This window comes from Pedobacter kyungheensis (genome assembly GCF_000812965.1).
In the GTDB taxonomy this organism is placed as follows: Bacteria; Bacteroidota; Bacteroidia; order Sphingobacteriales; family Sphingobacteriaceae; genus Pedobacter; species Pedobacter kyungheensis.
The window spans coordinates 1-26560 of the sequence record NZ_JSYN01000032.1; the positions used below are offsets into that span (position 1 = coordinate 1).

General features: G+C 40.2%; 26 protein-coding genes. 7 read left to right on the forward strand and 19 right to left on the reverse strand.

Annotated elements, in window-relative coordinates; genetic code table 11:
- Positions 1-205: 205 nt before the first annotated feature.
- From OC25_RS22350 to OC25_RS22420, 16 genes are all read right to left on the reverse strand, one after another.
- Positions 206-1459 carry a pyridoxal phosphate-dependent aminotransferase gene (locus tag OC25_RS22350; RefSeq protein WP_039480938.1) on the reverse strand — a complete coding sequence of 418 codons (1254 nt, stop codon included), beginning with the start codon at positions 1457-1459 and terminating at the stop codon, positions 206-208.
- Positions 1460-1487: 28 nt separating this feature from the next.
- On the reverse strand, positions 1488-1952 hold the full coding sequence (locus OC25_RS22355; protein ID WP_039480941.1) for a hypothetical protein: 465 nt from the start codon (positions 1950-1952) through the stop codon (positions 1488-1490).
- 50 nt (positions 1953-2002) lie between these two features.
- Positions 2003-3334: an argininosuccinate lyase gene (argH, locus tag OC25_RS22360; protein WP_039480945.1), complete on the reverse strand. Its 1332-nt coding sequence runs from the start codon at positions 3332-3334 to the stop codon at positions 2003-2005.
- A 56-nt stretch (positions 3335-3390) separates the two neighbouring features.
- A complete protein-coding gene (locus OC25_RS22365) occupies positions 3391-3723 on the reverse strand; it encodes a DUF5615 family PIN-like protein (protein ID WP_039480948.1) in 333 nt (110 codons plus the stop codon).
- Positions 3723-3944, reverse strand: a complete 222-nt coding sequence (locus OC25_RS22370) for a DUF433 domain-containing protein (protein WP_039480951.1) — start codon at positions 3942-3944, stop codon at positions 3723-3725. Before OC25_RS22370 ends, OC25_RS22365 begins: the two co-directional genes overlap by 1 nt.
- Before the next feature lie 39 nt (positions 3945-3983).
- Positions 3984-5051 carry a M20 family metallo-hydrolase gene (locus OC25_RS22375; protein WP_039480954.1) on the reverse strand — a complete coding sequence of 356 codons (1068 nt, stop codon included), beginning with the start codon at positions 5049-5051 and terminating at the stop codon, positions 3984-3986.
- 58 nt (positions 5052-5109) lie between these two features.
- The gene (gene proC, locus OC25_RS22380; RefSeq protein WP_039481136.1) at positions 5110-5919 is read right to left on the reverse strand and encodes a pyrroline-5-carboxylate reductase; all 810 of its coding nucleotides are present in this window, start codon (positions 5917-5919) and stop codon (positions 5110-5112) included.
- A gap of 252 nt (positions 5920-6171) precedes the next feature.
- Positions 6172-6981, reverse strand: coding sequence for an acetylglutamate kinase (argB, locus tag OC25_RS22385; RefSeq protein WP_052266393.1), 810 nt, complete (start codon positions 6979-6981; stop codon positions 6172-6174).
- Between the two features lie 107 nt (positions 6982-7088).
- The gene (locus OC25_RS22390; RefSeq protein ID WP_039480958.1) at positions 7089-8063 is read right to left on the reverse strand and encodes a Rossmann-fold NAD(P)-binding domain-containing protein; all 975 of its coding nucleotides are present in this window, start codon (positions 8061-8063) and stop codon (positions 7089-7091) included.
- Positions 8064-8188: 125 nt separating this feature from the next.
- Positions 8189-8398 carry a four helix bundle protein gene (locus OC25_RS28395; RefSeq protein ID WP_245222127.1) on the reverse strand — a complete coding sequence of 70 codons (210 nt, stop codon included), beginning with the start codon at positions 8396-8398 and terminating at the stop codon, positions 8189-8191.
- A gap of 72 nt (positions 8399-8470) precedes the next feature.
- The gene (locus OC25_RS22395) at positions 8471-9619 is read right to left on the reverse strand and encodes an aspartate aminotransferase family protein (RefSeq protein WP_039480961.1); all 1149 of its coding nucleotides are present in this window, start codon (positions 9617-9619) and stop codon (positions 8471-8473) included.
- A 92-nt stretch (positions 9620-9711) separates the two neighbouring features.
- Entirely contained in the window at positions 9712-10068 is a 357-nt protein-coding gene (locus OC25_RS22400; RefSeq protein ID WP_039480964.1) for a four helix bundle protein, read from the reverse strand.
- Between the two features lie 46 nt (positions 10069-10114).
- Positions 10115-11098, reverse strand: a complete 984-nt coding sequence (argC, locus tag OC25_RS22405) for an N-acetyl-gamma-glutamyl-phosphate reductase (protein WP_039480969.1) — start codon at positions 11096-11098, stop codon at positions 10115-10117.
- Between the two features lie 2 nt (positions 11099-11100).
- Positions 11101-11571: a GNAT family N-acetyltransferase gene (locus OC25_RS22410; RefSeq protein ID WP_082018689.1), complete on the reverse strand. Its 471-nt coding sequence runs from the start codon at positions 11569-11571 to the stop codon at positions 11101-11103.
- A gap of 109 nt (positions 11572-11680) precedes the next feature.
- On the reverse strand, positions 11681-12871 hold the full coding sequence (argG, locus tag OC25_RS22415) for an argininosuccinate synthase (protein WP_039480972.1): 1191 nt from the start codon (positions 12869-12871) through the stop codon (positions 11681-11683).
- A gap of 1 nt (position 12872) precedes the next feature.
- Positions 12873-13571 (reverse strand): N-acetyltransferase, encoded by a 699-nt coding sequence (locus tag OC25_RS22420; protein ID WP_039480975.1) that lies wholly within the window; start codon positions 13569-13571, stop codon positions 12873-12875.
- A gap of 581 nt (positions 13572-14152) precedes the next feature.
- Here OC25_RS22420 and OC25_RS22425 point away from each other — a divergent pair.
- The 7 genes from OC25_RS22425 (at position 14153) to OC25_RS22455 (ending at position 23187) form a co-directional block, all read left to right on the forward strand.
- A complete protein-coding gene (locus OC25_RS22425) occupies positions 14153-14851 on the forward strand; it encodes a DUF4397 domain-containing protein (protein WP_039480978.1) in 699 nt (232 codons plus the stop codon).
- Positions 14852-15173: 322 nt separating this feature from the next.
- Entirely contained in the window at positions 15174-17609 is a 2436-nt protein-coding gene (locus OC25_RS22430) for a TonB-dependent receptor (RefSeq protein ID WP_039480982.1), read from the forward strand.
- A 56-nt stretch (positions 17610-17665) separates the two neighbouring features.
- Positions 17666-18376, forward strand: a complete 711-nt coding sequence (locus tag OC25_RS27085; protein ID WP_052266394.1) for a DUF4198 domain-containing protein — start codon at positions 17666-17668, stop codon at positions 18374-18376.
- A 72-nt stretch (positions 18377-18448) separates the two neighbouring features.
- Complete coding sequence (locus OC25_RS22440; protein ID WP_039480985.1) at positions 18449-19663, forward strand: PepSY-associated TM helix domain-containing protein; 1215 nt, start codon at positions 18449-18451, stop codon at positions 19661-19663.
- 11 nt (positions 19664-19674) lie between these two features.
- On the forward strand, positions 19675-20613 hold the full coding sequence (locus tag OC25_RS22445) for a DUF6607 family protein (RefSeq protein ID WP_039480988.1): 939 nt from the start codon (positions 19675-19677) through the stop codon (positions 20611-20613).
- Between the two features lie 163 nt (positions 20614-20776).
- Positions 20777-21922: a M28 family metallopeptidase gene (locus tag OC25_RS22450; protein ID WP_039481150.1), complete on the forward strand. Its 1146-nt coding sequence runs from the start codon at positions 20777-20779 to the stop codon at positions 21920-21922.
- A 188-nt stretch (positions 21923-22110) separates the two neighbouring features.
- A complete protein-coding gene (locus OC25_RS22455; protein ID WP_039480991.1) occupies positions 22111-23187 on the forward strand; it encodes a DUF5694 domain-containing protein in 1077 nt (358 codons plus the stop codon).
- Between the two features lie 59 nt (positions 23188-23246).
- Here OC25_RS22455 and OC25_RS22460 read toward each other — a convergent pair whose 3' ends face one another.
- The 3 genes from OC25_RS22460 to OC25_RS22470 form a co-directional block, all read right to left on the reverse strand.
- Positions 23247-24254 (reverse strand): LLM class flavin-dependent oxidoreductase, encoded by a 1008-nt coding sequence (locus OC25_RS22460; RefSeq protein ID WP_039480994.1) that lies wholly within the window; start codon positions 24252-24254, stop codon positions 23247-23249.
- Positions 24255-24317: 63 nt separating this feature from the next.
- Entirely contained in the window at positions 24318-25004 is a 687-nt protein-coding gene (locus OC25_RS22465; RefSeq protein WP_039480996.1) for a class I SAM-dependent methyltransferase, read from the reverse strand.
- A gap of 110 nt (positions 25005-25114) precedes the next feature.
- Complete coding sequence (locus tag OC25_RS22470) at positions 25115-26515, reverse strand: MBL fold metallo-hydrolase RNA specificity domain-containing protein (protein WP_039481000.1); 1401 nt, start codon at positions 26513-26515, stop codon at positions 25115-25117.
- Positions 26516-26560 lie beyond the last annotated feature (45 nt).

Below are 26560 nucleotides of genomic sequence, written 5' to 3' on the forward strand. Positions count from 1 at the left end.
CTGACGGATCATACGCTGTTCAAGACCATTTTCTCTTGAGATGCTCGACAGAGATTTATTTCTTTTTAATACCTGATTGACGATAGTCAATTTAAATTCTAAGCTGTGCTTAACTTGTCTACTCATAAAAATGCCCCCATAAAGTGTCTAACTTTTTGGGGGCACTGCAAAATTGAAGAGGGGTTTTATATTTATAAATGGTTATCTATTTCAACTTACTTAAAGCTGTTTTAATTCTCGGTAACATGTCTTTAATATCTTGCAAGGTACAAGCACCTACCGATGCCCGGAACCAAGGCATACTGTGTTCGTTTCCGAATGCAGAGAATGGCACCAAAGCTGCTCCAGCTTCTTTAATTAAATAGAAGTTAACATCGGCACTATCTTTTAAAAGCTGACCATCTTCAGTTGTTTTTCCGATATAATCAATTTTAATGGTGAGGTAAATGGCCCCCATTGGCTCTACCGCATCAACATTAAATCCTTCGGCCTTTAAAGCGTTAAAACCATTATAAAGCGCGTTTAAGCTATCTTGTATCTGGGCCTTAAAGCTGGTTAAGAACGCATCAACCTGCGGCTTGTCGTTAAAATAGTTAGACATGGCAACTTGCTCTGCTTTTGGCGCCCAGGCACCCATGTGGCCAACAAGTGCTTTCATCCGGTTTACAATATCTTCCGGACCAAATCCCCAACCTACACGTACACCAGTTGCAGCTAAACATTTAGAGCTACCATCTACAAAAATGGTAAACTCGCGCATAGCCGGACGTAAAGAAACCGGATTTACATGCACTTTATCAAAAGTTAAAAGCGAATAAATCTGATCGTACATCAGGTAAAGTGGTTTTTCATCAGCTCCTCTGGTTGCATTTTCTTCCAGCACAGCATCACAAATCTCAGCTAAAGCATCGGCATCGAACATGGTACCGGTAGGGTTTAGTGGCGAACACAGCGCCAGTAAAGTAGCACCTTTTAAATGCGGTTTTAATTGTGCCGCAGTAGGCATAAAATTATGCGCTGCATCGGTTTCAACTGCAATGGCCTTTGCTGATGTTAAATGACAATAGTGGTTATTGTTCCATGATGGAGCCGGAAACACTACAGTATCGCCCGGATCAATTAGTGCCAGAAAGGTAGCATAAATTAACGGACGCGAACCTCCCGAAACCAAAATACTGTTGGTATTGTATTCCAGACCAAATCTGTCTTTTAACAATTCTGAAACGGTTTCACGTAAAGGCAAAACACCATCAGCAGGTGGATAATTGGTTTGGTTGGCATTGTAGGCTTCCACAATTCCAGCTTTTAACTCAGCAGGGATTGGATAAATATTCGAATCGAAATCGCCGATAGTAAGGTTAGCAATCGATGCGCCTTTGCGCTTCATTTCATTAACTTCGTTACCAATTTTTATGATTTCTGAGCCAATTAATGAGTTGGCTATTACTGAAACTTTCATATATATTTTTTTATTCGCTACGTAGGTCTTATTTCTTCTTGTTATTCAGCGTGATAATATTCGCAAAAAGTTTACCTGTCTCATCCTTACCCAATTCTACCTTTCTTATCATTGTTTTGCTTGCTAAGAAATTCTCCATGATTTTTAACGCACTGCTATTAACTTTAATTAGTCCTTGATTTTCAACAGGAACCTCATAATATTTAAAGAAGGTTGTTAAATTCATTACCTCTGCATCTTCTTTCAAAGAAACATCAATACCTACCGATTTATCTATCTTTGGCTTTAACATGTCCGCAGCGTTTATGCCAGACAAACCTACTGCTTTAAAATCTTTTGGGTCAACAAGTTGCGCAACCAGAATATCACAAGTATTGCCATTAAATGAAGCTTTAGATATCGGATTAGGTTTTTCCAGGCGACTAGGCTTTTTTTGTGCATTAGCAATATTTACAGCGAACAAAAAGGCGAAGGTAACTAGGTACAATTTCATTTCTTTAAATTATCTTTTGTAAGATTTCACATTCTGAGATTTAGTCAAATTTATTTAACCAAATCTGCTATTGCTTTATTCACTTTTTCGAAGCCAAACTGTGCCAATACAGCTTTCATTGATGCATCAATCTGCTCGTTGCAAAGATTACCTATACTCCCTTCGTGGGTATGGTGGATTTGGTTCGATGGTGCAAAAGTACCACTTTCAATCTGCTCACCAACAATTTTGTAAGCTTCTCTAAACGGAACACCTTGTAGGGCCAGTTCATTAACCACTTCAACACTAAACAGGTAATCGTACTTTTTATCTTTCAAAATATCATCCTTTATGGTAATGTTCTGGAACATAAAGGTGGCAATTTCCAGGCACTCATTAAGCGAAGTAATTGCCGGGAAAAGATTTTCCTTTAACAATTGTAAATCGCGGTGATAGCCTGAAGGTAAATTGGTAATCATCATGGCAATTTCATTTGGCAAAGCCTGAACCTTATTACAACGCGAACGGATCAGCTCAAAAACATCGGGATTCTTTTTATGTGGCATAATGCTCGAACCTGTAGTCAGTTCGGGTGGAAAGCTGATAAAACCGAAATTCTGGTTAATGAAAAGGCAAACATCCATGGCCATTTTAGCCAGAGTAGCTGCAACAGCACTCATGGCCTGCGCCAAAATTCTTTCTGTTTTACCACGGCCCATTTGCGCATAAACCACATTATAGTTTAAGCTTTCAAATCCCAGTAGTTGAGTGGTTAAAGTTCTGTTCAAGGGGAATGATGAACCATAACCAGCTGCAGAACCCAGTGGGTTTTTATTCGTAATTTTCCAGGCGGCCAACATCAGTTCCATATCATCGGCAAGGCTTTCTGCATAAGCACCAAACCACAAACCAAACGATGAAGGCATCGCAATTTGCAAATGCGTATAACCTGGCAATAATTTATCTTTATGGGTATTGCTCAGTTCAATTAACTGATTAAATAAAGTAGAAGTCTGATTAACCATATCTTCAATGCAGGCACGGAAAAACAGTTTTAAATCAACCAAAACCTGGTCATTACGTGAACGACCACTGTGGATTTTCTTACCCGCCTCACCAATACGTTGTGTTAGCAACCACTCTACTTGCGAGTGCACATCTTCAACTGTATCTTCGATGGTAAAGTTACCGGCCTCAATTTCGGCGTAAATATTTTTAAGTTCCTGCTGAACGGTTTTTAACTCATCAGCAGTCAGCAAATTAATGGTTTCCAACATTTCGGTGTGAGCCAGTGAGCCCAGCACATCAAATTTCGCCATTTGCAGATCGAGTTCACGGTCTTTACCTACAGTAAAATTTTCTACAAACTGATTTACATCAATATTTTTTTGCCAAATCTTCATTTTAATTTATTTAACCGCAAAGGGCGCCAGGCTTTTCGCAAAGCACGCTAAGCATTTTATTGAATTTCTAAACAGGAGAATTCTTCCTGCTTTATAAATTCTTCTATTAATTCTTTTTTTGCTAAAAGTATCTGTGATACCGAGAGGGTTGTATTGTTGCGCGTTCTGAGCCAGATTATTTTCGGTGGATGCCCATATAAATTAGAAAATTCATAAAAATCGGCATCAAAAGTAACCACTGTAAAACCATTTTGACCAGCAAATGCCCAGATCTCTTTATCTGATTTATTCTCCAGATTTAATTTCCTGATTTGCTCACTCTGTGGGAAAGCCTGCTGAATAAGCTTAATAATCCGGAAAGAGATATTCTGATCAAATAGTAATTTCACTAGGCCACCCTTATTTTATGTTCCCGATCGGCAGCATAAGCCAAACAAGCTAAAATCTGTGCCTCGGTCAACTCATCAAAATCTTCCAAAATCTGTTCCAGGGTCATTCCGTTCGCAAACCAGTTTAAAACATCATAAACTGCAATTCTAGTTCCAATTATACAGGGCCGGCCGAATCGTTTATCGGCATTAATCTCGATAAAATTAGCATAGGTGTTCATAACCCAAAGATAAACATTATTTAAAGGAATTTATTTTAGCTATCCTACAACAACCGGCTTTAACATATTAACGTATCCTGCAACCCCTTCCGCAACCTCACGCACGTATAAAAACTCATCGGCCATGTGCGAACGGCCAGAAAAACCCGGACCAACTTTTACTGAAGGAATATCCAGCAATGCCTGATCTGAAGTAGTTGGCGAGCCATAAGTCGTTCTTCCCAAGGCTACACCTGCCTGCACAACCGGATGGTTTTTATCGATAGACGAAGGTTTTAAACGGATAGAGCGTGGCGTAACATCACAATCCACATTTGCACGGATAATTTCCAATACCTCTTCGTTGGTATATGCATCTGTTACGCGTACATCAACGGTAAAAGTACAATTGGCAGGCACCACATTATGCTGCGAACCTGCATTGATTATCGTTACCGTCATTTTCAAGGGGCCAAAAACTTCCGAAACTTTAGGGAACTGGTAGTTTCTGAACCACTCTATATCTTTTAATGCTTTGTAAATGGCATTCTCTCCTTCTTCGCGGGCAGCATGTCCTGCTTTACCGTGCGATACACAATCTAACACCAACAAACCACGCTCAGCAATTGCTAAATTCATTTCAGTAGGTTCACCTACAATACCAAATTCTAGCTCACCTAAATCAGGTAGCACCAGTTCTAAACCGTTATTCCCCGAAATTTCCTCCTCAGCAGTGGCTGCCAAGCAGATGTTATATTTTAAATTTTCCTGCTCGTAGTAGTACAAAAATGTTCCGATTAACGAAACCAGACAGCCACCTGCATCGTTACTACCCAGGCCAAATAATTTATCGCCCTCAATTGCCGCATCGTACGGATCGCGGGTATAACCAGAATTTGGCTTAACCGTATCGTGATGTGAGTTCAACAATAAGGTTGGCTTATTGGCATCAAAATGCTTGTTATATGCCCAAACATTATTCATTTTACGCTGGGTCTTAATCCCTCTCTCTTCCAGAAACTGAGCAATTAAATTCGCGGTCCTGTCTTCTTCTTTACTAAAAGACTGGATGCGGATCAATTGCCTCAATAAGTCCAGGCTTTCTTTTTGTATATTTTCTAGTAACATAGTATCAAGTAGTTAGTATCAAGTATCGAGTAGAGTTCAGACCCTACACCTTATACCTTTAACCTTCCTTTGTGTACAAATTCCCAGCTTTTAGGGCTGAAAGTTTAATACCTTTTATTAGCGATGAGCTAAAACCATTGTGTTCCATTTCATTTAAGCCGGCAATGGTGCAACCTTTCGGCGAAGTTACCTTATCTATTTCTGATTCCGGGTGTGTTCCGTGTAATAAAAGTAAATCGGCCGCACCTTTTGCAGTTTGCACAGCCATTTTCAGTGCTTCATCTGCATGGAAACCAATTTCTACACCACCTTGCGATGCAGCTCTGATCCCTCTTAAAAAGAAAGCAATACCACAGGCGCAAAGCGCAGTAGCCGAAGTCATCAAATCTTCATTGATTTTAACCACCGAACCTACAGTTTCGAACATGCGGGTAACATCTTCCATGTTTTGCGGCGAAGCATTGTCGCTCGCAATACAGGTCATCGATTGGCCTATCGCAATGGCGGTATTGGGCATTGCCCTGATTATCTGAACATCACTATCCAATTTTTCGCGAACCGCGGCACAGCTTACGCCCGAGATTACGGAAATTACCAAATGTTTGGCAGGATTAATGGCGGGTTGGATTTCATCCAAAACCAAATTCAGCTGTTGAGGTAGTACCGCTAAAATAATTACATCGGCTTCTGCAGCCGCTTCAGCATTATTGGCTGTAACTTTGTAGCGTTCCTGCGCAAATTTATAGAGGTTGGCCGTGTTTCGCCGGGTTAAGGTGATGTTTTTAGTAGTAGTATAATTGGCTTTAACCAATCCTTTGGCTAAAGAAAGACCAATGTTTCCGCTACCGATAATGGCAATTTTTTTCATTTGTGGTTCGTTTATTATTTCCTTCGGATTCATTTCACAGATCATGTGATTTCTCCGATTGCTGTTTATTTCTGAAAATCAGTTTCAGTACTTCTATTCATATGCAGTCCTGCTATCCGCTTTATCCCGATGAATCGGAATGCCCGCTACTATCAGGTTTATTGGGCAAAAACAGTAATTCTTCGGCTCCTTTTTCCTTGCAATATCAAAACCTTTCGCCCTCTACCTTTTAACCTTCCGCCTTCTCCCCCCTCAACCTTTAAGCTTTCTGCCGTACTTCAGCATTTTGGTACCAAAAGTACCGGTAGCCAACTCTACCAGCTCATCAGCCTTCCCAATATATACTGCCGAAACCCCTTTTTTAATGGCTTCGAAAGCGTTATGCAATTTCGGGATCATTCCACCAGCTACCGTTCCATCAGCCTTTAAGCCATCAAATTCATCTGCTTTAATTTCTCTCACTACAGAGCCATCGTCATTTACATCTCTCAGCACGCCCTTTTTCTCAAAGCAATATACCAAACGGGTTTCGTACAAGCCTGCCATAGCCACCGCTACCGATGAGGCAATAGTATCGGCATTGGTATTTAGCAATTGCGTTTCACCATCATGCGTAATGGCACATAAAACAGGTACCAGTCCAGCTTTCAATAAGTTATCTAATGTGGTTGCTGAAACGGAGTTTTCATCCAGATCGCCAACAAAACCATAATCAATTTCTTTAACCGGACGTTTTTTGGCCTGAATTACATTTCCATCGGCACCAGTTAAACCAATGGCGTTACTACCTTTAGCCTGCAATTGGGCAACCATATTTTTATTGATTAAACCAGCATAAACCATCGTTACAATCCGCAAAGTTTCAATATCAGTAATCCGGCGGCCTTCAACCATTTTCGCTTCAATACCTAAGCTTTCGCCCAGTTCGGTTGCAATTTTGCCTCCGCCATGCACCAGAATTTTATCGCCAGGTAAAGCCGTAAAATCCAATAAAAACCGGTGCAGGTTTTCAGAATTATCAATTACGTTTCCGCCAATTTTTATAATAGTGAGTTGGTTCATTTCTATTTATTAGTTAACCACAGATGTGCACAGATAAACACAGATTTAAATTATAAAAAGTATCTGTATTCATCCTTTTTATCTGTGATTAAATTTGGGCAAAATTATTATTTCAATTCTTCCAGTACCGCTTTAATTACAGCTTGTGCGGCCCATAAACGGTTCCCTGCTTCGTGGATTACCAATGAATTTGGACCATCCAAAATCTCTGAAGATAATTCCAGATCGCGGCGAACCGGTAGGCAATGCATAACCTTTGCATCGTTGGTAATTTTTAACTTTTCGTTATTCATCATCCAGCCATCAGGGTAAGTTAGTACCTTACCATATTCTTTGTAGCTGCTCCAGTTTTTCACATATACATAATCGGCACCAACCAGGGCTTCTTCCAAATTATATTCAATTTTAGCACCTGGTGTAAAATCTTCAGCCAGCTCATAACCTTCCGGCTGGGCAATTGTAAAATCAATCATACCCTCTTCCTGTGCTTTGCACATCCATTCGGCAAAGGAATTTGGAACGGCCTGCGGTAAAGCTTTTACGTGCGGTGCCCAGGCCAAAACTACTTTAGGTTTTGTGCCATCAGGTTTCTTGGTCCAGGTTTCGTGAATGGTTATGATATCGGCAAAACTCTGCAAAGGGTGGCGTGTTGCACTCTCCAGACTTACTACCGGTACTGCGCAGTATTTTACAAACTTGTTAAAAAAATCTTCACTGTAATCTTCCTCACGGTTGTTTAATTTTGGAAATGACCGCAAGCCCAAAATATCGCAATATTGGCCCATAACCGCGGCAGCTTCGCGAATATGCTCAACTGTAGAGCCATTCATAACAACTCCGTCCTGGGTTTCTAACGCCCAGCCTTCTTTATCCAGGTTCATCACCATCACATTCATACCTAAATTTAATGCGGCTTTTTGCGTGCTTAAACGGGTACGTAAGCTTGGGTTCATAAAAACCAAACCCAGGGTTTTGTTCTTACCTAAATCCTGATGTGCATAAGGGTTAGCCTTCAATGCCAATGCATCAGTTACAAATTGCTTGATGTTTCGAACATCGTGTACGGAAGTGAAAAGTTTCATAATAAGGTCTAAGGTTTGAGGTATAGGGTTTAAGGTTTTTCCCCTCCACCTGCTCTTAAAAATTTCAAAAATGAAATTAGCATAGCCCTAACTTCATTAATTGATTTGTTTACTTTTTTATAATCTTATTCGCTTATGTATTTCAATTCTGAAGCACATAAACAACAATAATCTATTTCATTTATTGAGCCCAAAGCCGTATCGAGAAAATGTGCAAAATCTTTGTCGGTAAACCTGCCGCATCCCTCTACAATATTTAAAGGTACAGATAATGAAGCTCGTGTAAGTTGAGACGTTAATTCAAACCTTTCTTCTTTTGGAAACTTTGTTGCTATCTCTTTTTAATGAACATATTTAGTTCATGAGATTTTTTCCAAACATCAAGCTTTTTGTAGTCTCTCATTACCTTAAGCCTTATGCCCTACACCTTTCACCGCTTTTGTAAACGCTTCCAAAAACTCATCAGCGTGCGATTTAGTTAAATTTAATGCTGGCAATAAACGGATTACATTTGGTTTTGCCTCACCGGTGAAGATGAAATGTTTAAATAATAATTCTTTTTTAACATGCGCCAGTTCCTCAGGCAATTCAATACCAATCATTAGACCACGGCCACGAACTTCTTTTACCTGTTCAAATTTCTTTAATTCAGCAATTAAATAGTTTCCAACCTCTTCGGCATTTTTCATCAGATTATCCTGCTCCATCACTTCCAGTACGGCTAATGCTGCAGCGCAAGCCAGGTGGTTACCGCCAAAGGTTGTACCCAATTCGCCATGCCAAGGTTTAAATTTAGGAGCAATAGCAATTCCAGCTACCGGAAATCCGTTGCCCATGCCTTTTGCCATAGTATACACATCGGCTTCTACTCCGGCCCAATCGTGCGAGTAAAATAAACCTGTACGGCCGTAACCACATTGTACTGAATCGGCAATGTAAACGGCATTATACTCATCGCACAACGAACGGATTTTTTGAAGGAAACTTTTCGAAGCTTCTTTAATTCCACCAACGCCTTGTATGCCTTCAATAATTACCGCACAAATTTCGTTGCCTTGTGCTTTAAAAGTCTCTTCTAAAGCCACTTCGTTGTTGTGTGGCAAAAAGATAACATTTTCAGTTTGGTTAACAGGAGCTACAATTTTGGGGTTATCGGTTACGGCAACTGCTAAAGAGGTACGTCCGTGAAAAGCGCCGGTAAAAGCAATCACCTTTTTTCTCCCATTGTAAAACGAAGCCAGTTTAAGTGCATTTTCGTTTGCTTCGGCACCAGAATTACATAAAAATAACTGAAAATCTTTTTTGCCTGATACTTCGCCCAGCTTTTCAGCCAGTTGTACCTGCAAAGGAATTTTAACAGAATTAGAATAAAAGCCAACCTTGTTTAACTGATCGGTTAAACGGCCTACATAATGCGGATTGGTATGACCAATTGAAATTACGGCATGTCCGCCGTATAAATCTAAATATTGTTGTCCGTTAGCATCCCAAACATTGCTGCCAGCTGCTTTGGTAATTTCTATATCGTTAAGTGGGTAAACGTCGAATAAGTTCATCTTGTTAAGGTTAAAGACTAAAGACTAAAGACCAAAGCTTCCTATCATTTTTTAAAATAGCAGTTAGCTCAATTCAATAGCATTCAATCCTGTTAAGGTCTTAGGTGTTTTATTAAGCCAATTAACATTGCTTTAACTTCACCTGTCATTTTATATATTTCTAAATACTTATTTTCTTCAAGGTATTCTAAATCCTTTGCCAGAAAACAAGCGTATTCCAACTCCTGAACCGAGCCCAAAGCATTGTCAAGAAAGTGGGCAAAATCCTTCTCAGTGCGCCTACTGGCTCCTTCAACAATGTTTAGCGGAACAGAATAAGCTGCCCGTTTCACCTGGCTTTGCAAATCATATTTTTCATGAGCCGGAAAATCAGGCAAAATAGCCTTGTAAACATATAAAACCATCAAATGTGATTTTTTCCAAACATCTAACTTTTGATAATCTCTCATATGTTTTAGCTATTCAGGCTTTGGTCTTTGGTCTTTCCGCTTTCGTCTAAAAGTTGGCTGCCTTCAATTTTAAGCCTGCGGTTTCATCCAATCCAAACATTAAGTTCATGTTCTGAACAGCCTGACCGCTGGCGCCTTTTAACAGGTTATCGATAATACTGATGACAAACAGTTTGTTGCCATGTTTCTCGATGTGTACCAATGCTTTATTGGTATTTACCACCTGCTTTAAATCAATGTTTTTCCGGCTTACATGTGTAAAAGGATGTGCGCTGTAATAATCTTCGTAAATAGCTTGCGCTTCTTCCAAAGTAAGATCGCTCTCCATGTACATTGCCGCCAAAATACCACGGGTAAAGGCACCACGTTGCGGGATGAAATTCAAGGTGTCAGTAAGCGAGGGTTGTAACTGCAACAAACTTTCACTGATTTCGTTCAGGTGCTGGTGTTCAAAAGCCTTGTAAATAGAAAGATTGTTGTTTCTCCAGCTAAAATGTGAGGTCGTAGCTAAGCTCTGTCCTGCCCCTGTTGAACCTGTAGTAGCATTAATGTGCACCTCTTGTTTAATTAAACCTTTAGCAGCTAAAGGCAATAACCCCAGCTGAATACAAGTTGCGAAACAGCCTGGATTGGCAATATTGCTTGTCGATTTAATTTTATCGCGGTTCAATTCCGGAAGTCCGTAAACGAATTTACGGTTTAAAAGCTGTGCATTTTGAGCCAGTCTGAAGTCCTGCGATAAATCAATAATCCTGATGTTATCGTTAATGGAATTAGCAGCTAAAAACTTCTTTGCATCACCGTGGCCAACACAAAGAAAAAGCACATCAATATCCTGAGGGATATCGTTTACAAAGCGTAAATCGGTATCGCCAATTAAATCCGTATGCACATCAGAAATCAGGTTTCCAGCATTACTGGTGCTGTTAACAAAAGCAATTTCAACATTTGGGTGGTTAACTAAAATGCGCAGCATTTCGCCGCCAGTATAACCTGCCCCACCAATTATCCCTGCTTTAATTTTATTCATCGCTATGAGTTTAGTACTATTTTATAAAGAAAAAAATTTTCGTCGTTTGCCTGTTTCACAAAGCCTATACTTTCATACAAATGCTGTGCGGTATAATTATCTACGGCTGTTTCCAGTTGTACAAATGTAGCTCCTGTAGTTTTGGCAAACTCCATGGCGGTTTTAATCAGCTTTTCGCCTATACCTTGTTTTCGGCAATCGGCATCAACATACAGATCGTTTAAGATCCAGTTTTTACTTAATCTTACCGATGAATATTTCGGATATAGCTGCGTAAAACCTATTGCTTGCTGATTGTCGGTATCAATGGCTACAAAAATGATCGATTCGTTTTGCTGCAAACGCTCATCAATAAAGGCTTTGGCCATCCCGATATCCGAAAACTGATTATAGAATATACGATATTGGTTAAACAGGCCAGCTACCAGATGACCTTCTGTTAATCCTATTCGTTTGATTTCTATATTACTCACAATCAGTTCTGTCGTTTAGGGTTGAAAAATGGTGTAGGGCGTAAGGTTTAGGGTTTAAGGCGCAGAAGCTGACCTTAAACCTTATGCCATTTACCTTATACCTTTTAAACTATGCTTCTTCGCCGTTTACTTTATGCCAGATCATTACCTGATTACCGAAGATTTTAGAGAAACCTTTTACATCTTCACCGCTCCAGGCATTGTTCATTTCGCCATAGCTACCAAATTTATTGCTCATTAAATCGTGGTTAGATTCAATACCGATAATCTGGAAACGATATGGCAATAGCTCAACAAAAACTTTACCGCTCACAAATTTCTGCGTATCAGCTAAGAATGCTTCGATATTCCGCATAATCGGGTCGTGAAACTGACCTTCATGTAACCAGTTGCCATAGAAAGAAGACAATTGTTCCTTCCAGCTTAACTGCCATTTGGTTAAAGTATGTTTTTCTAAAGTATGGTGCGCTTTGATAATAATTACCGGACCCGCAGCCTCGAAACCTACACGGCCTTTAATACCGATAATGGTATCGCCCACATGGATATCGCGGCCAATACCGAAAGGTTGTGCAATAGCCTGTAATTTCTGGATTGCTTTTACCGGCTCCAATTTTTCGCCATCAAGCGCTACCAGCTCTCCCTTTTCGAAAGTAAGTTCAATTTTACGCGGTTCGGTTTCAGAAACCTGCGTTGGCCAGGCACTTTCTGGCAGGGTTTCGTGAGAGGTTAACGTTTCTTTACCACCTACTGAGGTACCCCATAAACCTTTATTGATCGAGTATCTTGCTTTTTCGGCACTATACTCAACACCATGACCCGCCAAATACTCAATTTCGGCTTCACGTGATAATTTTAAATCCCTGATTGGCGTAATGATTTCAACACCTGGAATCAGGATATTAAAAATCATATCGAAACGTACCTGATCATTACCCGCACCTGTACTTCCATGTGCCACATAATCAGCACCAATTTTCTTTACATAGTTGGCAATTGCAGTAGCCTGACTTACACGTTCTGCACTAACAGAAAGCGGGTAGGTTGCATTTTTTAATACGTTGCCGAAAATCAGGTATTTAATACAATCGTCATAGTAACCTTCTGTTTCATCTACCACAGCATGCGATTTTACCCCTAAAGCGTAAGCTCTTTTCTCAATTTCCTGTAATTCCTCATCTGAGAAACCACCAGTATTTACAATCACCGAGTGAACTTCTAATCCACGGTCTTTTGCCAGGTAAATACAGCAAAATGAGGTATCTAATCCTCCGCTAAATGCTAAAACAACTTTTTTCATGCTATTTAAATAAAAGGGTAAATAAAAATAAAAGGGCTTTTAAGCCGGTTTTCGGCTTTGGTTTAACAACCAAACGTTGTTTGATGCGCATAAAGCGCTCGTATAATTTGGGTTTCTTTTGCAGTTCTTCGGCAAATTGCTTGGCTACTTCGTGTTTTTTCTCAGCCGGATCGTAAAGCATAGCAGTGCACATGCAGTTTTTACGTTCCTTCATTTTTAAAATCTCGAAGTTTACGCAACTCTGGCAGCCTTTCCAAAACTCTTCATCCTGGGTAAGTTCGCTGTAGGTTACCGGTTCGTAGCCTAAATCTGAGTTTATTTTCATTACCGCCAAACCAGTTGTTAAACCAAAGATTTTTGCTTTGGGATACAACCTTCTCGATAAACCGAAGATTTCATTTTTAATGGCTTTGGCCAATCCGGCTTTACGGTATTTTGGACTTACTACCAAACCACTGTTGGCCACAAATTGTCCGTGACTCCAGGTTTCGATGTAGCAAAATCCTGCCCATGAACCATCTTTGTGGAAAGCAATAACCGATTTGCCCTCCTGCATCTTGTTAGAGATGTATTCTGGTGAACGCTTTGCGATACCCGTACCACGCGCTTTCGCAGATTCGGCCATCTCGGTTACAATTTCTTCTGCAAATACACGATGTTCAGGAAGTGCAACCTGCACTATAAATTCGTTAATATCCATTCGTTTTCTAACGAAAAATTATTAGTATTCTTGTTAATTGGGTTTTTAGAGAGGATCAATTCCTCGTTACGTTTAGTTGAGTACTAAATACGTGGAGTAAAATTTTGCCGGCTTGTGGGGTAATAAAATACGGGCTGAAAACGATTAATAAACAAACTCTCACCAGCAACCAAATGGGCTGTGAAAACAGAAAGTTTATGTAAAAATTGTTTAATCATTTCCTGCGTATTAAAACGGCTTTAACTCTATTGAGGTGCAAAGGTTTAAATAAAAATCGAGTTACACAATATTATCCTCATTTTTTTATGCCTGGAGTTTAATTTTTTTAAACTAATCTGACTTAATTCTACCTCAAGGCACACATTCATTTAAAACTAAAAAGCAATTGTTAAACAGATCGGATTAAATCGGGCCTGCCAATATTAACATTGTTAAAAATATCAGGCAAACTTTAACATCTGCTTAACATCATTTAACATCCTTCAATAGGCTTTAAAAGCAATATTTGTAGGCCTGTAGCGAAAGCTTTTCGGCTAACGTTTTATGGTTACCCTTTAATATTTAAATCCAATTTCAAAAAGATGAAGAATTTTACTCCATTTAATCTCAAGTTTTTCCCCTTATTTATTTTCGCTGTGCTAACCGTACTAACTTCCTGCAAAAAGGAGGAGACAGATACTACGATTTCTTACTTAAGGGTGGTAAATGCCTCGCCTTCTTCGGCTACCTATAATGCCTATTTTAATGGTACTATGGTTAATTCTGCAGCCTTACCTTTTGGCGGCTCGGCTTCATATAGTTCTTACACACCTGGTGCTTACAGTTTAAAATTTACTACAGCCAGCAATGTCGAAAGCCTGCTCACCAAAACTATAACCCTGGGCGTAAACACCTATTATTCTACTTACCTGATTAATAAACCCGCAGCATTAGACATTTACACCATTGCTGATGATTTGAGCATCACCGCTACCGATAAGGCTTATGTACGTTTCATTAACCTATCGCCCGATGCACCGGCGTTAGATCTGGCCAAAACCAGCGCTACTACCTCACTAGCTACCAATAAGGCATTTAAAACGGCCAGCGCTTTTACTACGGTAGATGCAGGAACTTACACCCTGGATGCCAAAGAAACTTCGTCAGGAACTGTTAAGACTACTTCGGCCAGTACCACCTTTGTAGCGGGCTATCATTACGATGTTATTTGCGGCGGACTGGTAACACCAGCAAACGATACGGAAAGACCTTTAAGTTTACAGGTTATACTAATCAAGTAAGCTTAATTTCTCTGCTAATAAATAACGTCTTGTGTTTTACACGAGGCGTTTTTTGTTTTTATGCTGTTTTGATACCTGGCTTTAAATCCGAATAGCACGATTTATGCTTATTCAGGCGATTAATTAATGCTAAAAGTTAAAAAAGCAGCTTCCACAAAATTTAACACTTTCTTATTTAGAATTGTTCAAAATAATTTGGATTATCCGATTTTCTACCGTTATTTTGCATCTCTTTAGAATTAATCCAAATAAATTTTAAAAAAGACTAATACGCATGCTCTCCCTTAAAAATGCATTGCACAACATTCTTTAAAATAATAAAATGAATAAAACCAGACTACTCGTATTAACCGCAGTGATGCTCTTAATCCATACCATTACTTTTGCACAACAATTTGCAACCATAAAAGGTACCGTTACCACAGCTGATGGGAAGCCCGCTGCTTACATTTCTGTAGGCCTAAAAGGTAAAGGACTGGGTAACGTAACCAACGATAAAGGTTTATATGAAATTGCCAGGGTTAAGCCAGGTACTTATACCATTAGGGTTTCGGCTGTGGGGATGCAAAATCTCGAAAAAACCATTACCGTAGCTGCCGGCGAAAGCAAAATGATTGACTTTGTAATTAGCCAGAACGCTAACCAGTTGAACGAAATCAATATTAACCATGGCCGCACCAACCGTTATGTTACTAAAAAAAGTGAGTATGTATCTAAAATGCCACTTAACAATTTAGAAAACCCACAGGTTTACAATACGGTAGATAAAGCCATATTAGCCGACCAAATGGTTTTCTCGGTTGATGATGCCACCAGAAATATCCCCGGATTACAAAAAATGTGGGAACCTACCGGTCGTGGTGGAGACGGAGGTAGTTATTACAGTGTACGTGGATTCACTGCCCAATCGGCTTTAAGAAATGGTGTTGCGGGTTTGGTTACAGGAGGTATTGATGCTGTTAACCTCGAGAAACTGGAGGTATTGAAAGGCCCTTCAGGCACTTTATTCGGCAGTGCTTTAACTTCTTATGGAGGCGCAATTAACCGCGTAACCAAAAAACCATTTTTTACCACTGCAGGAGAAGTAAGTGTGGGTATGGGTAGTTCGGATTTTAGCCGTGTAAGTGTCGACTTTAACAAACCACTGGATAGCAATATCGCATTCAGGATAAATGCTGCCTATAATTACATCAACGATTTTCAGGGCGCAGGTTATGATAAGAGTTTCGCCATAGCGCCCAGCTTGTTATTTAAAATAACGAAGAAGTTAACATTATCACTAGATGCTGAAATCTTTAATACACAGGGTACCGGCAAACAGGCTATCTTCTTTTATTATCCTACTTCAGCTTTGGGTGCTACATCTCCTGCCGAAACCAAACTGGATTATAACCAACCTTACCGCGGCGATGGATTATTAAATACTTCGAGAAGTACAAACTTTTTTGCTCAGGCAGATTATAAATTTTCAGATCATTTTACATCAAGTACGGTTTTCACCAGTAGTCACAGTTTTTCTAACGGTTATGGACCGTATTTTTACCTGTTGCCAGATAATGTAGTTACAGGCATTGCAGCAGATGCAGGCAAAAGCAATTATCTGGTAAGGGCCGATCAGTCTACAGAGCGTTCAAAAAGCCAGTTATATGGCGTACAGCAAAACTTCAATGCAGATTTTAACATCGGCAGCCTGCGCAACAGAACAGTTGTTGGATTCGATTTCTTCAGAAAAAGCCCAACTATCAATTTCAATGGCATTAACCAGTTTGATATTGTACCGCTAAACGTTGCCGGATTCGATTACAGCCAGTTTAATGGCAGTACGGTAGCACAACGCTATATTCAGCAAAATATGGCACCTCCATATATCGTAAATGTTAAAACAAATATTTATGGTGCCTACATTTCGGATGTATTGAATATTACCGATAAATTAATGGCTTTGGCAGCGTTACGTTACGATTATTTCGACAATAAAGGCGGTGTTGAATACAGTCCTGTTGAGCCTTATGCACAGAAAGGATTTTCTCCAAAATTCGGTTTGGTTTATCAACCCATCAAAGACCAGGTTTCTATTTTTGCCAATTACCAAAACAGCTTTACCAATAAAGGCGCTTACCGTGCATTGGTTAATGGCTCACTTACCACGGCTATTGCCAAACTGGAACGTGCCAACCAAATTGAAGGTGGTGTTAAGTTAGATGCTTTTAATGGCAAATTGTCTTCAACCATCAGTTACTACAACATTAAAGTAGAAAATGTGTTGAGGGCCGACCCTAACGATCCGGCAAATGCACAAATACAAGACGGAACACAGCTTAGCAAAGGTGTTGAAGTTGATATTATGGCCAACCCGGTTAATGGCTTAAATATTAATGCAGGTTTTGCTTATAACGATTCGAAATATACTGAAGCTGATGCAGATGTAATTAACAGAAGACCAGCTACTGCCATGTCGCCTTACCTAGCTAATTTCTTTATCAGCTATCGTTTTAGCGGAAACGCTTTAAATGGCCTTGGGTTCGGATTTGGCGGTAATTACGCCAGTGCCAACAAAATTGTAAACAGCGTAAGCATGGGTGTTTATACCTTGCCGTCGTACACTGTTTTAAATGCCTCAGCATTCTATGACCTTAAAAGAATCAGATTTTCTGCAAAGGTTGACAACCTAACTGACGAAAAGTACTGGATTGGTTACACCACTCAAAATCCGCAACGCTTAAGAACCTACGCCGGCAGTATTACTTATAAATTTTAATCCTCATCAGGAGAAATTGGATCAGATCAATTTCTCCTGATTTAAAAACCGAAAACATGAAAACTAAAATTGCATTATTATTTTTCTTTATGGCCTTTAGCATCTCTGGTGCTTTTGCACATGCATTATGGATAGAAACCGCTGCCACTGGCAAAAAAGGCCAGGCCCAGGAAGTAAAAGTTTTCTTTGGCGAATATGAAAGCGGTGAGCCCGATTCGGCTGCCAAATGGTTCAGCAACCTTAAAGATTTTAAACTCGTTTTAACTGCACCAAATGGCAAAACGCAGGTTTTAACCGCCTCACCTGATGTACTTTTTTACAAAACCAGCTTTACACCCGATCAGGATGGTACCTACAAACTTTCTGTGGTGCATGAGGTAGCAACCGTTTACGAAAAAGCAAAAATCGAATATTATGCTTTTGCTGATGTAGCCGTAAGTACCCTGAAAATAAACACCAGCTTCCCTGCTGAAGCGGCTTTAACCATCAGACCGGATAAGCACGCTTTAAAGGCTGGAGAAAAAGCAATACACCAGGTAATTTACAACAAAGCTCCGTTTGCAAACCAAAAATTAACCGTTGTTGGTCCGGATAAAAAAGGACAGCAAACAGAGACAGATGCTGCAGGTAAATTCACTTTCAACCCTACCATTAAAGGAAACTATTTTCTGGAGGCTTTTACAGAAGACAAAACCCCGGGAAAATTAAACGGAAAAGATTACGATAAAATCTGGCACCTGGCTACCTATACTACCCAGGCCAACTAAGGTATTTTATCAAAACACTACTAACCAATTGACATTAAAACCGTCAATTGGTTCTTTATTAAATAAAGCTTAATGGCGCTAACAAAACCGGTACAGAAAAAAACGAAAAAATCGCGGCTCAGACGAATTAGTGATTGGCTGCACCTATGGCTGGGCATTGCTTCTGGCTTGGTGGTTTTTCACCTGGGTATTACCGGTTGTATTTTCGCCTTTCAAAAGGAAATTACGGAGTTCATTCACAGGAAAGAGGTTTTTGTTGAAGTACCGGCCAACCGAAAAACCATTGCTTTAAGTACTTTAACAGCAACGGCTGAAAAAGCCCTGGGTGGTAAGAAAAAAATCACTTTCCTATCCAGCTATACCGAACCAGACAGGGCCTGGGAATTTGGCACCTACAAAGCTGGTAATCCTAAAGCCTTTTGGTATTTCGATTCGATAGATTATTACGATCTGGTACTCATTAACCCTTATACGGGCAAGGTTACTTTGGTAGCCGATCACAAATATGAGTTCTTTGGCATCATTAAAATGCTTCACTGGAGCTTTCTCATTAACCACCCCATCGGGCAGCAAATTATTGGCTGGTCTACCATCATTTTTGTCTTTCTTTTAATCTCCGGGATGATTATGTGGTGGCCCAAAAATCTTAAAAAATCAAATTTCGACAAGAGTTTTAAGATTAAGTGGAAGGCTAAATTTAAACGGGTTAATTACGATATGCATAATGTACTGGGCTTTTATGTGATGATTATTTGCCTGATGCTGGCCTTAACCGGTTTGGTTTGGGCTTTCCAATGGTTTCAATCAACCGTATATGTGGTGGCTGCTAGAAGCACTACACCGCCTAAACAACCTGAAGCCAAATCAGATTCAACTAAAACCATTACCGCCATACCTTTTGATGTAGCTTTTGAAACCGCTAAAAAAACTTTCAAAGATGCCGATCGCATTGGCATGTCACCTGCCGAAGGTGGAACAACTCCCATATATGCTACTGGGTACAGGGGATCGGAAACTTACTGGAATTTTGATCTACTGCTGTTTGATCAGTACACCGGTAAATTGCTGGCCCGTAAAAACCAATCCGAAAAAAATGCCGGCGAAGCACTAATTGGCATGAATTACGACATCCACGTGGGCGCAATTTTAGGCCTCCCTGGAAAAATTATGGCTTTTTTTGCCAGTCTTATTGCGGCCAGCCTGCCCATAACCGGATTTATTATCTGGTGGGGCAAAAAGAAAAAGAAGAAAAATCCCGCAGTTGCGGAAAAACAAGCACACCTCTAATTTATTATAACATGAAATTTTTAAACCTGATTTTGGTGCTTAGCGGTATGATTACGCTTAACGCCAATGCACAAACAAAAGTTGATGCTCCGGAAGATAAACTGGAAAAAGATAGAAAAGCAATCAAATCACTGGCCGGCTTTTACAAAGTGAATTTTAATTATGGAGAAGTAACAGCACCTGATCCTAACTACCAGTTCAGCAAGCCTTACCGCAGCCACGCAAAAGAGTGGGCAGAAATTATTGTTGATGAGCCTAAAAGAATCGTTATTCAGCACATGCTGGCCATTGATGATACTACAGTAATTAAACACTGGCGCCAGGACTGGACTTACGAAGATCCGAACATTATGCTTTATACACAAGATAATGCCTGGAAAAAAGGCAGTTTCACGGCAGCCGATGTAAAAGGTAAATGGACACAAAAGGTTTATCAGGTAGATGATAGCCCACGTTATCAGGGTTTCGGAACCTGGAGCCACGTTGGTGGTCATGATGCCTGGTCGAGCGAAACCGATTCACCGCTGCCAAGAAGAGAATCTACTGTACGTAAAGATTATAATGTATTAACACGTGGCAGCCGGATTACCATCACCAAGGAAGGCTGGATGTTTGAACAAGACAATAAAAAAGTAGTGCGCACACCACAGGGCGATAAATTATTGGCAGTTGAAAAAGGTTATGAAGAGTTTACCAAAATAGACCCTAAAACTTTTGCCTATGCACAAAAATGGTGGACAAACCAGCAAAATTACTGGGCCGATGTACGTAACGTTTGGGCTGATGTTATCGGATCTGGCGATACACTAAAAGTAAAAACCATGGCCAATGGCAAATTATTGTACGAAACACTTTTCAGTTTGGGAGATCAATCGGTTAAAGAAAAGTGGACAGCAGCTCAAAATAAAGAAAAGGTAAAAACAGCTTTACAACCTTACTTAAGCAAGTAGAACAGATTGTTTATAGTATAATGGTTGATGGTTAATAGCAGGGGTCTGTTAACCATCAGCCATTTTTTTGTTCACAATGTTGGTCTGGATTTGTAATCCATACTAAATGAACCGTGGATTTTTAATCCACCTGATGAATTGTTTTATTTTACTAAATTCAGGCATGAAAAAACTCTGCTTTCTCCTCTTTTTATGCTTTGCTTTTAAAGGTTTCGCTCAAGATTCTACTTATACCCGTAGTGTAATTAATACGCTTACCTCGAAGCAATTTTGGGGCAGAGGTTATACTAAAGACGGGATGAAAAAAGCTGCCACTTACCTCGCAGAATCCTACAAAAAAATTGGCCTGTTACCCATGGGTTCTGGTTTTCAACAAGATTTTAGTTTCCCCGTAAATACATTTCCTGGTAAGATGTTAGTCGAAATTAATGGCAAAAAACTGATTCCTGGTAAAGATTTTATCATCAACAACGAAAGCAAAGGGCTTAAAGAACGAGCAGTATTGCAAAAAATAGATAGCACTAAATATCAGGCCGGTCAGGAACTTCAACTGTTATTGAAGGATAAGCTAACCTGGTCTGTTGCAACAGAAGTAGCCACTACCACGACCATTCAGCTAAACAAAAAAAGTATCAGCACTACCCCCAAAGAAATTAATGTTGATATTGAAAACCAGTTTATCGAAAATTTTACTGCAGCAAACGTCTGTGGTTTGGTAAAAGGAACCCAATATCCCGATTCAATTTTAATGATAACGGCACATTACGATCATTTGGGAGGCATGGGTGCAGACACCTATTTCCCGGGTGCAAACGACAATGCTGCAGGTGTGGCCACGCTCTTGAGTCTGGCTAAATATTACGCTGCAAACCCGCAACCTTACAGCATTGGCTTTATTTGCTTCGCTGCCGAGGAAGCCGGATTACTGGGCTCGCGCTATTTTGTAGAAAACCCTTTGGTGCCCTTAGCCAAGATCAAATTCCTGATTAATTTAGATCTGGTAGGTACCGGGGAAAAGGGAATGACGGTGGTAAATGCCAGCGTTTATCCGAAGGCTTTCGCCGATCTGAATCAAATCAATGATGAGTACCACTACATCAGTAAAATTAATCCCCGTGGAAAGGCCGCTAACAGCGATCACTATTTCTTTACTGAAAGTGGTGTACCTGCATTTTTTATCTACACCCAGGGAGGGCCGGCGGCCTATCACGATGTGTTTGATGTAGCCGAAAATCTACCGCTTACCGAATACAACGATTTGTTTAAACTCATTGTCGGTTTTAATCAAAAGCTAATGGGAACTAAATAAGTTAAGATTGCCATCCGATAGCTATCGGATCAAGCTGGCAATGACGATTACGGCTACATGGACTGCAAATTGTGCTCACACGACAAATTCTTATGTTGGGATAATATTATGAGCCTTTGGGATAATTAAATAGCACAGCTAACGCACACTAAGCATCTTTGAACCAACAAAAACAAACCCGGTTCAAGATGAAAACTATAACAAAATTAAGCCTGGCATTATTGCTTTTAATTGGAATTTCTGTTAAATCAAATGCCCAAAACCAGATCGAAATTGTAATTGTAGGTTCGGCCCACGACAATTCTAAATCAACCCAAAATTTTCAGCTAATTATTGATAAACTGAAGAATTTCAACCCAGACATGGTTTTTGGTGAATATTTGCCCCAAAGCGATTTCGCAAAGCTTGAAGCCGATAACTGGGCAAGAAAAGTGTTCGACAAAGGCCATAATTATATCGAGAAACGCAATCCCGAAAACGTTAAAAATTTATCGGCACAGATTAAAAAAGATAAGAAAGCCCTGGCATCATTTCCCTATTACCACCAAACACGCATGAACCTGGCTGTTAACTACGCCAAAAACTGGGATCGTGGCAATGCAGATTATCAGATTTTTGTACTCGAAAACTATATGAAAAAAAGTTTCGGAGAAGAGGAACAAGTCGCTTACAATAAAATATTCGGAGGTACCGACTCGCTGAAGAAATTTGGTTTTTATCGTGCTGGCAGCGAATATGTTAAAATCTATTTTCCGCTGATTTATCAGTTAAAACAAGAACAGATTTACAATATGGACTGCCAAACCTATGATAAACCCTGGAGCGTCGCCTGGGCAAAAACAGATTCGCTATCTCAAATATTGATTAAAAAAGCTAAAGCTGATAGTAGTTCGGCTGAAGCAGCAACTATGAAAGCGATAGAAGCTTATTCAAGCTATACGCCTGAAGAAGAAAAGGCTTTTAACGCAGATGCCTATGCCGGAATGAATACGGCAAAATATGGCGTATTGGACGAAGCCTGGAATTTTTATGGTGGACCGCATTTTTATGGATACGCAGGTTTCCCGACAGAAAGCGTTAAAGCAATGATTGCTCAATGGACCTTAAGAAATGAAGGCATGTGTAAAAACATCATCGAACAGGCAAGAGCAAAAAAAGCCAGGCGTGTTGTAGTTGGTGTTGGTGCTTCGCACCGCAAGTGGATGGAAGAAATTTTAGCTAAAAACCCGGATGTAAAAATCGTTAACTATAACGATCTGCATTAGTTTATCCAACAAGCTACAGGAGTGTTGTCAGATAGCAGTATCTGACAACACCTTAAATTTTACTGCAAAAACATTTCTGCCAGTAACTGATATGATTTGATCCGGTCTTCGAAATGTTCGGTAATGGTAACCGCCATTAATTCGTCTACATCATAATCGGCAGCCAACTTACTCAGCCTTGCCTTAATCACCTCAGGCGTACCATAAATCATGCGGGGTTTATTCACGTTTATCCGTTCCTGCTCTGCAGCTGTATAGGTTAGGTGTTTAATATCTTCCCAGCCGGTTGAAGTTAAGCCCCCTCCTTTTTCCAATTGTAGAAAGCGATAACTCATCAAAGCTTCCTGCTGCCTTACTTTTTCTTCATCTTCAGAGCAGAAAACAAAAAACGCCACATTATCAACCGGCTTTGCCAAATCAACCGATGGTTTAAAATGATCACGATAATATTGAACGGCCTGTGGTCCACCATGTGGATTAATAAAATGGGCGAATGAAAAACCCAGACCAAAATGTGCGGCAAATACAGCGCTTTGTCCACTGCTGCTCAAAAGCCACTGTGTAGGTACAGTTTCCGAAATCGGGATGGCTTTGATCTTCGCCTGGATGCCCCCATCAGAAGTATCGTGAAGATAATGTTGCAAATCACGTAATTGCTCCATAAAATCCTGCTCACTCCAGTTGTTTGACGGATTTAACATCGAAGCTGTGATGCGATCGGTGCCTGGAGCTCTGCCCATTCCCAGATCGATGCGGTTTGGATGCATCACCTCGAGTAAACGGAAACTTTCTGCAACTTTTAATGCACTGTGATTCGGAAGCATAATACCTCCCGAACCAATACGAAGGGTTTTGGTATGGTTTGCCAGATGGGCAATTAATATCTCGGGTGTAGATCCGGCTAAACTGGTTGTATTGTGATGCTCGGAAACCCAGAAACGATGGTAGCCTAACCGCTCGGTTTCTTGTGCCAGCAAGGTAGTTTCTTCAATTGCCCTGCGTGCGCTAACTCCTTTGCGCACCGGCGACTGATCTAAAACGCTTAATTTAATTTTAGTACTGCTCATTTCAACAAATGTAACAGACGGCTATTTCAATTAATCAATGCGAAAGGCTTTATGACTTTAAAATTATTGCCCCAGCGTCAATTTTACCAAATACTGATCTTCGCCATCATCAAAAATAATTTCGCAATGCCAACCCGTTTCAACAGCTATCGATTTAATGGTTTCCTCATCCACGTAAATCCAGTTAAACCAGTTTCCTTTTTCTCCCTTATACTCATATTGGTAAGAAACCTCGCCATAGTATTGGTTTTGAGGCTTCGGCATGTCTTCATACAGGTAAGCAATATCCGATGAATCGAAAATTAACTGTCCGCCGGGATTAAGCAAGCTTTTTATTTTACTCAGGAAATCTTTAAAACCAGACAAAGTACCCGTAAGGCCAATGCCGTTCATCAGCATTAAAATGGTATCGAATTTTTCCTGGTAAGTAAAAATATCCTGTACCAATGCTTTTTTTACACCACGGTCTTTCATGATATTTACCGCAGCTTCCGAAATGTCAATAGCAGTGACATCAATATTAAAGGCTTGCAACAACAGGGCATGGCTCCCCACTCCTGCTCCAATATCCAAAACCTTTCCGCTGCACATGTGCAGTGCCTGCAGCTCTAAAACCGGCATATCTTCATCATCCCTGAAGAAAAATTCTAAAGGCATTTCCTCGGCTTCGCCATAAGAGTTATGCAGCCACAAAATATCGGCTTCGCCGGTTCTGTAAATATCAGTAAGTGCTTTACCAAAAACATCCATGGGGCAAAGATAGGTAGGAAAGCTGAAAGACTAAATAAAAGTTAGTCGGGATTTGCAATAGCGATATAGATTTAACTAAGGTCTGGATTTAAAATCCAGACCAGCCAATATTAATTAATATCAAATACCTGATGATATTCTGGTATAGCTACATGTTTAAAACCATGATCTTTTAACCGGGTGGCAAAATGTTGCTGCACCTCATATTCTCCATGTACCAAAAACAATTGCTTCACTTTTGCAGGGTCCTGGGCAGATAAGAAACGTAACAAATCTTCGTAATCGCCATGGGCACTCATTGATTTTATGGCGCGCACTTCGGCTTTAACTTCGTACTTATCTCTAAAAATATCTACTACTTTTTGTCCTGCAATTAATTTTCCTCCCAGAGAATTTGGCTCGCAATAGCCCACCATTAAAATGGTATTTTTAGCATTGCCAATATTGTTGCGAATATGATGTTTTACGCGTCCGGCTTCGGCCATACCAGAGGCAGAAATGATTACACATGGCCTTGGATCTTCGTTCAAAGCCTTCGATTCCTCAACGCTTTCGATAAAACGCAAACCTTTAAACGCAAAAACATCGTGATCGATCTTTAGTGTTTCTTTCACCCCGTTGTTATATACTTCGGGATGGTTTTTCAGAATTTCGGTCGCTTTTGAGGATAGCGGACTATCTACATAATAAGGCACGTCAGGCAATTTACCCTTTAGCTCCAATCCGTTTAAAGCATAAAGCAACTCTTGCGTACGCCCAACAGCAAATGCAGGAATAATTACCTTGCCTTTTTTAATATTGCAGGTATTGTTAATGATTTCCAGCAGCATGTTTTCGATTGGATCGAGATCCTTGTGCAGCGAATCGCCATAGGTAGATTCCATCAAAATATAATCAGCCTGATCAAATTGTTGCGGACTTTTTAAAAGCAAATCGCCATAGCGGCCCACGTCGCCTGAAAAGGTAATCCGCGTTGGTTTTCCATCTTCAGTAAGGGTTAAATGCACTGCCGCACTACCTAAAATATGGCCTGCATCTGTAAACTTTAACCGGATACCGGGCTCAATTTCGAAATCTTCTTCGTACTCCACAATTTTCATCTGGCTTACCGTCTGCACAACATCATCTTCAGTATAAAGGGCTTCTTCCATTTCTTCACCATGGCGGAGGTGGCGATTGGCAAATTCAGCATCCTGCTCCTGTATTTTGGCCGAATCCATCATTAAAATACGGGCGAGGTCCATAGTAGCGGAAGTGCAAAAAATCTTTCCGCTAAAACCTTCGGCAACCAGTTTGGGCAGTAAACCGCAATGATCGATATGCGCGTGCGACAAGATCATGTAAGTAACCTTTTTAGCATCGAAGCCAAAATAGTCGTTCAGTTTATCGGTAACATGCCCCATTCCCTGGAAAAGGCCACAATCTAATAGTATTTGGGTATCGTTTTTTAGGGTAATAAGGTGCTTACTCCCGGTAACAGTACGGGCAGCACCATGAAAAGCAATTTTCATTTAGGTGGTGGTTAATATTATACAAGAATAAAAATGCCGGATATT